At 51.6% G+C, this 12,545-nt stretch carries 13 protein-coding genes; 10 read left to right on the top strand and 3 right to left on the bottom strand.

The annotated features are described in order from the left end of the window. Positions 1–88: 88 nt before the first annotated feature. The 3 genes from ygdR to mutH all read right to left on the bottom strand — a co-directional run bounded on the left by ygdR (position 89) and on the right by mutH (position 1,921). Positions 89–307: a lipoprotein YgdR gene (ygdR, locus tag D9738_RS01070; RefSeq protein WP_000758660.1), complete on the bottom strand. Its 219-nt coding sequence runs from the start codon at positions 305–307 to the stop codon at positions 89–91. A gap of 141 nt (positions 308–448) precedes the next feature. After that, positions 449–1,162: a TerC family protein gene (locus tag D9738_RS01065; RefSeq protein WP_064529833.1), complete on the bottom strand. Its 714-nt coding sequence runs from the start codon at positions 1,160–1,162 to the stop codon at positions 449–451. A gap of 57 nt (positions 1,163–1,219) precedes the next feature. After that, complete coding sequence (gene mutH, locus D9738_RS01060) at positions 1,220–1,921, bottom strand: DNA mismatch repair endonuclease MutH (protein WP_130259373.1); 702 nt, start codon at positions 1,919–1,921, stop codon at positions 1,220–1,222. 185 nt (positions 1,922–2,106) lie between these two features. On the opposite strand from mutH, the gene D9738_RS25360 reads away from it, so the two are divergent. The 10 genes from D9738_RS25360 to recC all read left to right on the top strand — a co-directional run bounded on the left by D9738_RS25360 (position 2,107) and on the right by recC (position 12,524). Continuing rightward, positions 2,107–2,253 (top strand): hypothetical protein, encoded by a 147-nt coding sequence (locus tag D9738_RS25360; RefSeq protein WP_276319965.1) that lies wholly within the window; start codon positions 2,107–2,109, stop codon positions 2,251–2,253. A 352-nt stretch (positions 2,254–2,605) separates the two neighbouring features. Further along, positions 2,606–3,136 carry an RNA pyrophosphohydrolase gene (rppH, locus tag D9738_RS01050; RefSeq protein ID WP_130207736.1) on the top strand — a complete coding sequence of 177 codons (531 nt, stop codon included), beginning with the start codon at positions 2,606–2,608 and terminating at the stop codon, positions 3,134–3,136. 12 nt (positions 3,137–3,148) lie between these two features. After that, positions 3,149–5,395, top strand: a complete 2,247-nt coding sequence (ptsP, locus tag D9738_RS01045; protein WP_130259371.1) for a phosphoenolpyruvate--protein phosphotransferase — start codon at positions 3,149–3,151, stop codon at positions 5,393–5,395. 150 nt (positions 5,396–5,545) lie between these two features. Beyond that, positions 5,546–6,421 carry a prolipoprotein diacylglyceryl transferase gene (gene lgt / locus D9738_RS01040; RefSeq protein ID WP_032239304.1) on the top strand — a complete coding sequence of 292 codons (876 nt, stop codon included), beginning with the start codon at positions 5,546–5,548 and terminating at the stop codon, positions 6,419–6,421. A gap of 6 nt (positions 6,422–6,427) precedes the next feature. Beyond that, complete coding sequence (gene thyA, locus D9738_RS01035) at positions 6,428–7,222, top strand: thymidylate synthase (RefSeq protein ID WP_107192916.1); 795 nt, start codon at positions 6,428–6,430, stop codon at positions 7,220–7,222. A gap of 184 nt (positions 7,223–7,406) precedes the next feature. Then, entirely contained in the window at positions 7,407–7,877 is a 471-nt protein-coding gene (locus tag D9738_RS01030) for a prepilin peptidase-dependent protein (protein ID WP_130207732.1), read from the top strand. Next, positions 7,868–8,431 carry a prepilin peptidase-dependent protein gene (locus D9738_RS01025; RefSeq protein WP_130259370.1) on the top strand — a complete coding sequence of 188 codons (564 nt, stop codon included), beginning with the start codon at positions 7,868–7,870 and terminating at the stop codon, positions 8,429–8,431. The genes D9738_RS01030 and D9738_RS01025 overlap by 10 nt, the downstream gene beginning before the upstream one ends. Further along, complete coding sequence (locus tag D9738_RS01020) at positions 8,428–8,835, top strand: DUF2509 family protein (protein WP_130259369.1); 408 nt, start codon at positions 8,428–8,430, stop codon at positions 8,833–8,835. Before D9738_RS01025 ends, D9738_RS01020 begins: the two co-directional genes overlap by 4 nt. Continuing rightward, positions 8,820–9,143 (top strand): prepilin-type N-terminal cleavage/methylation domain-containing protein, encoded by a 324-nt coding sequence (locus D9738_RS01015; RefSeq protein ID WP_130259368.1) that lies wholly within the window; start codon positions 8,820–8,822, stop codon positions 9,141–9,143. Before D9738_RS01020 ends, D9738_RS01015 begins: the two co-directional genes overlap by 16 nt. Positions 9,144–9,155: 12 nt before the next feature. Then, entirely contained in the window at positions 9,156–12,524 is a 3,369-nt protein-coding gene (recC, locus tag D9738_RS01010; protein ID WP_130259367.1) for an exodeoxyribonuclease V subunit gamma, read from the top strand. Positions 12,525–12,545 lie beyond the last annotated feature (21 nt).

The raw sequence follows: 12,545 nt of genomic DNA, 5'->3' as shown, positions 1-12,545 counted from the left end.
TCACGACATAAGGAATATAAAAATGGCAGAGGGAAGGGAAAAGGGAAAGAGAAAAATCTTAAGGCCAGCCGGATGCTGACCTTATTTTTTAACGTTCAATAATTTGCGAAACATCATCACGGTTTATTTGCATCGCGTTACCTTGCTGATCGTGATAACTCACCAGCCCGGTGTCATCATCAATTTCCGGTTTTCCATCTGTCAAAATCATACGGCCATCTTTGGTCGCCATGACGTAATCACTGGAACAACCGGAAACGGCAAATGCCAGTCCGACTGCAGAAATTAATACTGCCCATTTTTTCATCCGGTCATCCTCACCTATTTTGCCCATTAATGATAATAGACTGTTTATAATCTGACGTTATACATCATGAAAGCAGGAAAATCTTAAACTGTGAGGAGGAGATCTGGCCGAACGCTCTCCCGCAGGAGAGCGAACGGAATATCAGAGCGGATTCTTTTTGTTGCGAATCAGGTTGAGGCTTTCAACCGCAATAGAGAAGAACATCGCGAAGTAGATGTAACCTTTCGGTACGTGGATATCGAAACTTTCCAGAATCAGGGTAAAGCCCACCAGAATCAGGAAAGAGAGCGCCAGCATTTTTACCGAAGGGTGGCGTTCGACAAAATCACCAATCGAGCGCGCGGCGAACATCATCACGCCTACGGCAATTACCACTGCTGCCATCATTATGAATAAGTGATCTGACAGGCCCACAGCGGTAATCACCGAGTCGAGGCTGAAAATAATATCCAGCAGCATAATCTGCACGATAGCGCCGAGGAATGATGAAACGCGAGTTTTCAACCCTTCTTCTTCGCCTTCAATGGATTCGTGGATTTCCTTGCTGGCTTTCCAGATAAGGAACAGACCGCCGAGTAACAAAATTAAATCGCGAGCGGAAATTTCCTGACTGAATATTGTAAAAAGCGGATTCGTCAGACGTGTGACCCAGGCAATAGACGCCAGCAGCGCCAGACGCATGACCATCGCCGCTGCCAAACCCAGACGCCGCGCGTGGCCACGTTGTGCTGTAGGTAGTTTTGCCACCACCAGCGAGAGGAAAATAATATTATCGATCCCAAGAACGATCTCCAGCAGCGTCAGCGTACCGAGCGCAAGCCAGGCGTTAGGATCGGTTACCCATGCAAATAACATCAAACAAAGCCCTGCCAAAAAAATGAAGCGGTAATTATATGCCCGGAATGCGGCAGGTCAAAGCGATGGGTGCTGGATCAAAAAATGACGAGCCAATAGCGCACTGGTGAAATTCTTCTTTAAATAAAAGCCGCGTGGCAGTGTCAGAATCGGTTCACCCTGGGCGCCAATGGCTTCGGTGAGCGCTTTCGCATTCGCCGCTTTAGGTCTTATCTGTAAATATTCCCCGTGACGAGCGGTAATTCTTTCAACCTGACCAAGAACAATCATATCCATCAATTCTTCCCAGTCTTCGCGTAACTGCCGTTCCTCTTCGTCATTTGGACTCCACAGTAATGGTGACCCTACGCGCCGCTGCGCCAGAGGAATACTGCGCTCGCCTTCTACAGGTATCCACAGCACGCGTTTTAACTTGTGACGTACATGGCTGGTTTCCCAGGTGACGCCGCTATTGCCGGTTAAAGGCGCCACGCAAACGAAAGTGGTTTCCAGAGGACGGCCAAGGCTATCCACAGGAATCGTTTTTAGCTCTACGCCCAGGGCCGCAAAATCTTGTTCAGGTTTACTGCCCGCGCTGGCGCCAAGCCAAATTTCCAGCAACACGCCTATCCAGCCTTTATCGCGCTTTAAATTCTCCGGTGCAACCAGCCCGGCAAGTACCGCCAGCTCACCCAATGTGTAACCGGAAAGTTGCTGTGCTTGCGCAAATAACTGCGCTTCAGTTTCTGGTGGAGAGAGCAATGGGCGAGGCTGGAGCATGGTGTTATACCTTGATTAAAAATTGAGCAGTAATTTTATACCGGATATACCAAGTGTAACTTTTTCCACGCGTGTTATTCAATTGCATGATTTATATTGCTTTTTAGGTTTCAGATAACCACGTTGCGCAACGTATGTGGAGGTTTTCCAAATCTGGTCACTGAAAATAAACAGGATCTTACACCATGTTATCCACAGAAAGCTGGGATAACTGTGAAAAACCCTCACTACTGTTTCCATTTACAGCCTTGACGTGCGACGAAACTCCAATTTTTAGTGATGCGGTGCTTAACTTATTGGCACATTCTGTGGATAAATACGACATTGGTTGATCTTTCACCACCTCGTATACAGTGAGTGTGATACAGGTCACGATTTTACCTGTTTGGTAGCGATTTAAGCACCTAGTTCATTGATTAGTAACTATTATTTTGTAATGCCTGAATCAGGGTTGTTCAGAATGCTCTGGGTTTTCCCGCAGTAATTCCGTACTTCTTCACAACTCTATCCACAGAAAAGGTGAATAAAAACGGTGATGTTCCCCCTCTGCTGTTTATAACTCTGCACTTAACTGTGAGTTATTCAATTGTTATTAGTGTGTAATGCCTTGCAGAGAGTGGTTTACCGCCTTCCAGGAGTATGAAACAATCATTCGCATATAAAGTTTTATTTTGAGGTAGTCCGGTGATTGATGACGATGGCTACCGCCCAAACGTAGGTATCGTGATTTGTAATCGTCAGGGGCAAGTAATGTGGGCCCGTCGATTTGGTCAGCACTCCTGGCAATTTCCGCAAGGCGGAATTAACCCCGGAGAATCCGCAGAACAGGCGATGTACCGTGAATTGTTTGAAGAAGTAGGATTAAGCCGCAAAGACGTTCGAATCCTTGCTTCAACGCGTAACTGGTTGCGCTACAAATTACCAAAACGTTTGGTGCGTTGGGACACGAAGCCGGTGTGTATCGGCCAAAAACAAAAATGGTTTCTCTTGCAGCTGGTGAGCGGCGATGCGGAAATCAATATGCAAACCAGCAGTACACCAGAGTTTGACGGCTGGCGTTGGGTAAGTTACTGGTATCCGGTCAGACAGGTGGTGTCATTTAAACGTGATGTCTACCGCAGGGTAATGAAAGAGTTTGCGAGTGTTGTGATGGCGCTACAGGACAATACGCCTAAACCACAAAACGCATCTACTTATCGACGTAAAAGAGGTTAAGTCACGCCAATTATGCTCACTCGCCTGCGCGAAATAGTCGAAAAGGTAGCCAGTGCTCCCCGCCTTAACGAGGCGTTGAATATACTGGTTACCGACATCTGTCTTGCGATGGATACCGAAGTCTGTTCGGTCTACCTGGCCGATCACGACCGACGTTGTTACTACCTGATGGCGACTCGGGGGCTGAAAAAACCGCGAGGTCGCACCGTAACGCTCGCGTTTGATGAAGGGATCGTCGGCCTGGTTGGCAGGCTGGCGGAACCGATAAACCTTGCGGATGCGCAAAAACACCCCAGCTTCAAATATGTCCCCTCCGTAAAAGAAGAGCGTTTCCGTGCTTTCTTAGGCGTTCCGATTATTCAGCGTCGCCAATTGCTTGGCGTGCTGGTGGTGCAGCAACGAGAGCTACGCCAGTACGATGAAAGCGAAGAATCCTTTCTGGTGACGCTCGCTACCCAGATGGCGGCCATTCTTTCCCAGTCGCAGTTGACTGCCTTATTCGGACAATATCGCCAGACGCGAATCCGCGCATTACCGGCTGCACCCGGCGTGGCGATTGCCGAAGGTTGGCAGGATGCCACTTTACCCTTAATGGAACAGGTGTATCAGGCATCAACGCTGGATCCAGCGCTGGAACGTGAGCGCCTGACCGGAGCGCTGGAAGAGGCAGCTAACGAATTTCGTCGTTACAGCAAACGCTTTGCTGCCGGGGCGCAGAAAGAAACTGCGGCCATTTTCGATCTTTACTCGCACCTGCTTTCCGACACCCGTCTGCGTCGCGAACTGTTTGCCGAGGTGGATAAAGGCTCGGTCGCAGAGTGGGCTGTGAAAACGGTCATTGAAAAATTTGCTGAACAGTTTGCCGCGCTAAGTGATAACTATCTCAAAGAGCGCGCTGGCGATTTACGCGCGCTGGGCCAGCGGTTGCTGTTTCACCTTGATGATGCAAATCAGGGGCCGAACGCCTGGCCGGAACGTTTCATTCTGGTGGCAGATGAATTGTCGGCGACGACCCTTGCGGAGTTGCCCCAGGATCGCTTAGTCGGCGTCGTCGTACGCGATGGTGCGGCCAACTCCCATGCGGCGATTATGGTGCGCGCGCTGGGTATTCCTACCGTGATGGGGGCGGACATTCAACCTTCAGTGCTGCATCATCGGACGCTGATTGTTGATGGTTATCGCGGGGAATTACTGGTCGACCCGGAACCGGTGTTGCTACAAGAATACCAACGGCTAATTAGCGAAGAAAATGAGCTAAGCCGGCTGGCGGAAGATGACGTCAATTTACCCGCACAGTTAAAAAGCGGTGAGCGCATTAAAGTCATGCTCAATGCGGGTTTAAGCCCGGAACATGAAGAAAAACTGGGCAGCCGTATTGATGGCATCGGCCTTTATCGCACTGAAATTCCTTTCATGTTGCAAAGCGGTTTCCCGTCGGAAGAAGAGCAGGTGGCGCAATATCAGGGCATGTTGCAAATGTTCAATGATAAGCCTGTCACGCTGCGCACGCTGGATGTTGGTGCTGATAAGCAACTTCCTTACATGCCTATCAGCGAAGAGAATCCATGTCTGGGTTGGCGTGGGATCCGCATTACGCTCGATCAGCCGGAGATCTTTTTGATCCAGGTGCGGGCGATGCTGCGTGCTAATGCAGCAACGGGCAACCTGAACATCTTATTGCCGATGGTCACAAGCCTCGATGAAGTTGACGAAGCACGCCGCCTGATTGAACGTGCCGGACGTGAAGTCGAGGAGATGATCGGCTATGCGATCCCGAAACCGCGCATCGGTATCATGCTGGAAGTGCCATCGATGGTGTTTATGTTGCCTCACCTGGTAAACCGGGTCGATTTTATCTCTGTTGGCACCAACGATCTGACTCAATACATTCTGGCTGTTGATCGTAACAACACGCGAGTTGCGAACATTTATGACAGCCTGCATCCTGCGATGTTACGTGCGCTGGCAATGATCGTCCGGGAAGCGGAAACGCAAGGAATAGATCTCCGTTTGTGTGGCGAAATGGCGGGAGATCCTATGTGCGTAGCAATCCTCATTGGGCTTGGGTATCGCCATCTGTCTATGAACGGGCGTTCTGTTGCGCGCGTAAAATATTTGCTGCGGCGCATTGATTTTGCCGAAGCGGAAAACCTTGCGCAGCGCAGCCTGGAAGCACAACTGGCGACTGAAGTTCGTCATCAGGTTGCGGCATTTATGGAGCGTCGCGGCATGGGCGGGCTGATTCGCGGGGGGCTATAGCGCGGATCGTATACATATCTTTTAACGGTATCCGGCAACCAGCCTGGTCCCCTTGTGCTATTATTCGCACCTTTGGAGCGCCTGGAACCTGCGGCGCGCATTTCAATCGCTGTTCTCTTTCAGCGAAATAACAAGAACTTGTGGTGACAGATGACCAGTAGCTATCTGCATTTTCCGGAATTCGATCCGGTCATTTTCTCAATAGGACCCGTTGCGCTTCACTGGTACGGCCTGATGTATTTGGTAGGTTTCATTTTTGCGATGTGGCTGGCAACACGTCGGGCGAACCGTCCGGGGAGCGGCTGGACCAAAAATGAAGTTGAAAACTTACTCTATGCGGGTTTCCTTGGCGTTTTCCTTGGCGGACGTATTGGGTATGTTCTGTTCTACAATTTCCCGCAGTTTATGGCCGATCCGCTGTATCTGTTCCGTGTCTGGGACGGCGGCATGTCCTTCCACGGCGGCCTGATTGGCGTGATTGTGGTGATGATTATCTTCGCCCGCCGCACCAAACGTTCCTTCTTCCAGGTCTCTGATTTTATCGCACCGCTTATTCCGTTTGGTCTTGGCGCCGGGCGTCTGGGCAACTTTATTAACGGTGAATTGTGGGGCCGCGTTGACCCGAACTTCCCGTTTGCCATGCTGTTCCCGGGTTCCCGTACCGAAGATATTCTGTTGCTGCAAAACAATCCGCAGTGGCAGTCCATTTTTGATACTTACGGCGTGCTGCCTCGCCACCCGTCACAGTTGTACGAACTGCTGCTGGAAGGTGTGGTGCTGTTTATTATCCTCAACTTGTATATTCGTAAACCGCGCCCGATGGGGGCCGTGTCTGGCTTGTTCCTGATTGGCTACGGCGCGTTTCGCATCATTGTTGAGTTTTTCCGCCAGCCCGACGCGCAGTTTACCGGTGCCTGGGTGCAGTACATCAGCATGGGGCAAATTCTTTCCATCCCGATGATCGTCGCGGGTGTGATCATGATGGTCTGGGCATATCGTCGCAGCCCACAGCAACACGTTTCCTGAGGAACCATGAAACAGTATTTAGAACTGATGCAAAAAGTGCTCGACGAAGGCACACAGAAAAACGACCGTACCGGAACCGGAACGCTTTCCATTTTTGGTCATCAGATGCGTTTTAACCTGCAGGATGGATTCCCGCTGGTGACAACCAAACGTTGCCACCTGCGTTCCATCATCCACGAACTACTGTGGTTCCTGCAGGGCGACACCAACATTGCTTATCTGCACGAAAACAATGTCACCATCTGGGACGAATGGGCTGATGAAAACGGTGACCTCGGCCCGGTATATGGCAAACAGTGGCGCGCCTGGCCAACGCCGGATGGACGTCATATTGACCAGATAACCACAGTGCTGAACCAGTTGAAAAACGACCCGGATTCCCGCCGCATTATTGTTTCGGCGTGGAACGTGGGGGAACTGGATAAAATGGCACTGGCTCCATGCCATGCGTTCTTCCAGTTCTATGTCGCAGACGGCAAACTCTCTTGCCAGCTTTATCAACGCTCCTGTGACGTCTTCCTGGGGCTGCCGTTTAACATTGCCAGCTATGCGTTACTGGTGCATATGATGGCGCAGCAGTGCGATCTTGAAGTGGGTGATTTTGTCTGGACCGGTGGCGACACGCACCTGTACAGAAACCATATGGATCAAACCCATCTGCAATTAAGTCGCGAACCGCGTCCGCTGCCGAAGTTGATTATCAAACGTAAACCCGAATCCATCTTCGACTACCGTTTCGAAGACTTTGAGATTGAAGGCTACGATCCGCATCCGGGCATTAAAGCGCCGGTGGCTATCTAATTACGAAACATCCTGCCAGAGCCGACGCCAGTGTGCGTCGGTTTTTTTTACCCTCCGTTAAATTCTTCGAGACGCCTTCCCGAAATTTTGCAACGCCCTGCAACAGGGTAAATAGTCCGGAAGACGGGCCGAAGAAATAGAAACTGGCACTCGTCTTTTTTTCTCCGCGCCGCATACTGCCGGCATGAAAAAACAACGTGGTTATACGCTGATTGAAACACTGGTCGCGATGCTGATTTTGGTCATGCTAAGTGCAAGTGGACTCTATGGCTGGCAGTACTGGCAGCAGTCGCAACGGTTATGGCAAACCGCCAGCCAGGCGCGAGACTATTTGCTCTATTTACGTGAGGATGCCAACTGGCATAACCGCGACCACAGTATCAGTGTCATCAGGGAGGGAACGTCATGGTGTCTTGCGAGTGCCGCCGCTGGGGCGAATACCTGTCATGGCAGTTCACCGCTGGTCTTTGTGCCTCGCTGGCCCGAAGTCGAAATGAGCGACCTGACACCTTCGCTCACTTTCTTTGGCCTACGGAATACTGCATGGGCCGGACATATTCGCTTCAAAAATTCAGCGGGCGAGTGGTGGTTGGTCGTTTCGCCATGGGGAAGGCTCCGGCTTTGTCAGCAAGGAGAAACAGAAGGATGCTTATAAAAGAGCAAGGTTTTTCTCTAATGGAAGTGCTGATTGCTATGGCAATCAGCAGCGTACTGCTGCTGGGAGCTGCGCGATTTCTGCCCGCATTACAGCGTGAAAGTTTGATTGCTACTCGCAAGCTGGCGCTGGAAGATGAAATCTGGCTGCGGGTATTTACAGTCGCGAAGCATCTCCAGAGAGCAGGTTATTGTCATGGAACCTGTCCCGGTGAAGGTCTGAAAATTGTTGGGCAGGGTGACTGCATCATTGTGCAGTGGGATGCGAACAGTAACGGTATCTGGGAGCATGAGCCGGGAAAAGAATCCGACCAGATTGGATTTCGGCTAAAAGACAATGTCCTGGAAACGCTACGCGGCACGACATCCTGTGAAGGTAAGGGCTGGGATAAATTGACCAATCCAGATGCCGTCGTTATCGACACTTTTCAGGTTACCCGACAGGATAACAGCGGTTTCCCGCCGGTGCTGACGGTTAATATGCACGCTGCCAGCAAGGCTGATCCACAAACCGTGGTACTTGCCAGCTATAGCGTGACAGGATTCAACCTGTGAACCGCGAAAAGGGTGTTTCATCGCTGGCACTGGTCCTGATGCTGCTGGTTTTGGGCAGCTTGCTGCTACAAGGAATGAGCCAGCAGGATCGTAGTTTTGCCTCTCGCGTGACTATGGAAAGCCAGTCATTACGCCGTCAGGCCATTGTGCAGTCGGCGCTTGAGTGGGGGAAAATGCATGCCTGGCAGGTACAGCAAGCTGTTCAGTGTTCGCAATATGCCGCAACGGGTGCTCGAGCTTGCCTGCGAAGACTTGCGGATAATAAAGCCTTGCTAATAGCCGGTTATGAAGACGTTTCATTATGGCGAATGGGGGAAGCCATCGATGGGAATATCGTATTTTCGCCACATGGCTGGAGTGATTTTTGTCCGCTGAAAGAGGAGGCGTTATGTCAGCTTCCCTGAATAATCAGCAAGGTTTTAGCCTGCCGGAGGTGATGTTGGCGATGGTACTGATGGTGATGATTGTCACTGCGTTATCTGGTTACCAGCGAACATTAAGCACCAGTCTTGCCAGCAGAAACCAGTACCAGCAGCTCTGGCGGCACGCCTGGCAGCAAGCACAACTGCGCGCGATTTCGCCACCTGCAAACTGGCAGGTCAACCGAATGCAGACATCGCAGGCGGGATGTGTCAGCATCAGCGTTACGCTATTTTCACCCGGGGGCAGAGAAGGCGAGATGACCCGCCTGTATTGCCCGAATCGTCAGTAGTCAGGAGCCGCTATGTTAAGGGTCTACCATTCCAATCGTCTGGACGTACTGGAAGCGTTGATGGAGTTTATTGTCGAACGCGAACGGCTGGACGATCCTTTCGAGCCAGAAATGATTCTGGTGCAAAGTACCGGTATGGCGCAGTGGCTGCAAATGACCCTGTCGCAGAAATTCGGCATTGCGGCAAACATTGATTTTCCGCTGCCTGCGAGCTTTATCTGGGATATGTTTGTCCGGGTATTACCAGAGATCCCCAAAGAAAGCGCCTTTAACAAGCGGAGTATGAGCTGGAAACTGATGACTCTGCTGCCGCAACTGCTGGATCGCGAAGATTTTACACTATTGCGTCATTACCTGACTGACGATAGCGACAAGCGAAAACTGTTTCAGCTTTCCTCAAAAGCGGCGGACCTGTTTGACCAATATCTGGTCTATCGCCCGGACTGGCTGGCGCAGTGGGAAGCCGGGCATCTAGTTGAAGGGCTGGGAGAAGCGCAGGCCTGGCAAGCGCCGTTGTGGAAGGTGCTGGTGGAATATACCCATGAACTCGGGCAACCGCGCTGGCACCGTGCCAATCTCTATCAACGCTTTATCGAAACACTGGAGTCTGCGACGACCTGCCCACCCGGCTTACCTTCGCGCGTCTTTATATGCGGTATTTCCGCGTTACCGCCTGTTTATCTCCAGGCGCTACAGGCGCTGGGTAAACATATTGAAATCCATCTCCTGTTTACCAACCCTTGCCGTTATTACTGGGGCGATATTAAAGATCCTGCTTATCTGGCGAAACTGCTGACCCGCCAGCGTCGACACAGTTTTGAAGATCGCGAATTGCCGCTATTTCGCGATAGCGAAAATGCCGGACAGCTCTTTAACAGCGACGGTGAACAGGATGTCGGCAACCCGCTACTGGCCTCCTGGGGTAAGTTGGGGCGCGACTACATCTATCTCCTTTCTGACCTGGAGAGCAGCCAGGAGCTGGACGCTTTTGTCGATGTTACGCCAGATAACCTGCTGCATAACATTCAGTCCGACATTCTGGAACTGGAAAACCACGTCGTTGCTGGTGTGAACATCGAAGAGTTTTCCCGTAGCGATAACAAACGCCCGCTTGACCCGCAGGATAGCAGTATCACCTTCCACGTTTGCCATAGCCCGCAGCGTGAAGTTGAAGTTTTGCACGATCGCTTACTGGCAATGCTGGAGGAAGATCCGACACTTACTCCGCGCGATATCATTGTGATGGTGGCCGACATCGACAGCTACAGTCCGTTTATTCAGGCCGTGTTTGGCAGTGCGCCAGCGGATCGGTATCTGCCATATGCCATTTCCGACCGTCGGGCGCGGCAGTCTCATCCGGTACTGGACGCGTTTATCAGCCTGTTATCGTTGCCGGACAGCCGCTTTGTGTCGGAGGATGTGCTGGCATTACTGGATGTGCCGGTGCTGGCGGCGCGGTTTGACATTACCGAAGAAGGGCTGCGTTACTTGCGCCAGTGGGTCAACGAATCCGGCATTCGTTGGGGCATAGATGACGATAACGTTCGTGAGCTGGAACTCCCCGCCACCGGACAACACACCTGGCGATTTGGCCTGACGCGCATGTTGCTGGGCTACGCGATGGAAAGTGCTCAGGGGGAATGGCAATCGGTTCTACCTTACGATGAATCGAGCGGCCTGATTGCAGAGCTGGTAGGACACCTGGCGTCACTGCTAATGCAGCTAAACATCTGGCGTCGCGGGCTGGCGCAGGAGCGCCCGCTTGAGGAGTGGCTGCCGGTTTGCCGCGATATGCTCAATGCCTTCTTCCTGCCGGATGCGGAAACCGAAGCGGCGATGACGCTTATTGAGCAACAATGGCAGGCGATTATCGCTGAAGGTTTAGGTGCGCAGTATGGCGACGCAGTGCCGCTATCGTTGTTGCGTGATGAACTGGCACAACGCCTGGATCAGGAACGTATCAGCCAGCGTTTTCTCGCGGGGCCAGTTAACATTTGTACTCTGATGCCGATGCGTTCAATTCCGTTCAAAGTGGTTTGCCTGCTGGGAATGAACGACGGCGTTTACCCGCGCCAGCTTGCACCATTAGGCTTTGACCTGATGAGTCAGAAACCGAAGCGTGGTGACCGTAGCCGTCGCGATGATGACCGCTATCTGTTCCTGGAAGCGTTAATATCCGCGCAGCAAAAACTCTATATCAGCTATATCGGCCGCTCTATTCAGGATAACAGTGAACGATTCCCGTCAGTTCTGGTGCAGGAACTGATCGACTACATCGGGCAAAGCCATTATCTACCGGGCGATGAAGCGCTTAACTGTGATGAAAGCGAGGCAAGGGTAAAAGCGCATCTTACTTGCCACCATACCCGGATGCCGTTTGACCCGCAAAACTACCAGCCCGGTAACTTACAAAGCTATGCGCGCGAGTGGCTACCCGCGGCCAGCCAGGCAGGTAAGGCACATTCTGAATTTGTTCAGCCGCTACCGTTTACCTTGCCGGAAACCGTGCCGTTGGAAACGCTACAACGATTCTGGGCGCATCCGGTGCGGGCGTTTTTCCAGATGCGTTTGCAAGTGAACTTCCGTACCGAAGACAGCGAAATTCCCGATACCGAACCTTTTATTCTTGAAGGGCTTAGTCGTTATCAAATCAACCAGCAGTTATTAAATGCACTGGTTGAGCAGGATGATGCCGAACGCTTGTTCCGCCGATTCCGGGCGGCAGGTGATTTGCCGTATGGTGCCTTTGGTGAAATTTTCTGGGAAACACAGTGCCAGGAGATGCAGCAGCTTGCAGACAGAGTCATTGCCTGCCGTCAGCCGGGCCAGAGCATGGAAATCGATCTCGCCTGTAACGGCGTGCAAATAACGGGCTGGTTGCCGCAGGTCCAGTCGGATGGCCTGTTGCGCTGGCGTCCCTCTTTATTAAGTGTGGCGCAGGGAATGCAACTTTGGCTGGAACACCTTGTCTACTGTGCCAGCGGTGGTAATGGTGAAAGTCGCCTTTTTCTGCGTAAAGATGGCGAGTGGCGTTTTCCGCCGCTTGCTGCCGAACAGGCTTTGCATTACCTCTCAAAGCTGATTGAAGGGTATCGTGAAGGTATGTCCGCGCCATTGCTGGTGTTACCTGAAAGTGGCGGTGCATGGCTAAAAACCTGTTATGACGCAGAAAACGATGCCATGCTGGACGACGAATCCACGTTGCAAAAAGCTCGTTCGAAATTCCTTCAGGCTTACGAAGGCAACATGATGGTGCGTGGCGAAGGTGATGATATCTGGTATCAACGGCTATGGCGGCAATTAACGCCAGAGACAATGGAAGCCATTATTGAACAGTCGCAACGTTTCCTGTTACCGCTGTTTCGCTTTAATCAGTCATGAGTGTTGTATAAAAATTGCGCA

The sequence above is a fragment of the Escherichia sp. E10V5 genome (genome assembly GCF_004212315.1).
Classification (GTDB): Bacteria; Pseudomonadota; Gammaproteobacteria; order Enterobacterales; family Enterobacteriaceae; genus Escherichia.
Note: the sequence above shows the minus strand (reverse complement) of the source record. Positions and strands in the feature narration are given on the sequence as shown.

Excerpts from the sequence above, each read along its gene's own strand:
- ygdR (WP_000758660.1), bottom strand. The coding sequence starts at position 307 with ATGAAAAAATGGGCAGTATTAATTTCTGCAGTCGGACTGGCATTTGCC.
- D9738_RS01065 (WP_064529833.1), bottom strand. The coding sequence starts at position 1,162 with ATGTTATTTGCATGGGTAACCGATCCTAACGCCTGGCTTGCGCTCGGT.
- mutH (WP_130259373.1), bottom strand. The coding sequence starts at position 1,921 with ATGCTCCAGCCTCGCCCATTGCTCTCTCCACCAGAAACTGAAGCGCAG.
- D9738_RS25360 (WP_276319965.1), top strand. The coding sequence starts at position 2,107 with ATGTTATCCACAGAAAGCTGGGATAACTGTGAAAAACCCTCACTACTG.
- ptsP (WP_130259371.1), top strand. The coding sequence starts at position 3,149 with ATGCTCACTCGCCTGCGCGAAATAGTCGAAAAGGTAGCCAGTGCTCCC.
- lgt (WP_032239304.1), top strand. The coding sequence starts at position 5,546 with ATGACCAGTAGCTATCTGCATTTTCCGGAATTCGATCCGGTCATTTTC.
- thyA (WP_107192916.1), top strand. The coding sequence starts at position 6,428 with ATGAAACAGTATTTAGAACTGATGCAAAAAGTGCTCGACGAAGGCACA.
- D9738_RS01030 (WP_130207732.1), top strand. The coding sequence starts at position 7,407 with ATGAAAAAACAACGTGGTTATACGCTGATTGAAACACTGGTCGCGATG.
- D9738_RS01025 (WP_130259370.1), top strand. The coding sequence starts at position 7,868 with ATGCTTATAAAAGAGCAAGGTTTTTCTCTAATGGAAGTGCTGATTGCT.
- D9738_RS01015 (WP_130259368.1), top strand. The coding sequence starts at position 8,820 with ATGTCAGCTTCCCTGAATAATCAGCAAGGTTTTAGCCTGCCGGAGGTG.
- recC (WP_130259367.1), top strand. The coding sequence starts at position 9,156 with ATGTTAAGGGTCTACCATTCCAATCGTCTGGACGTACTGGAAGCGTTG.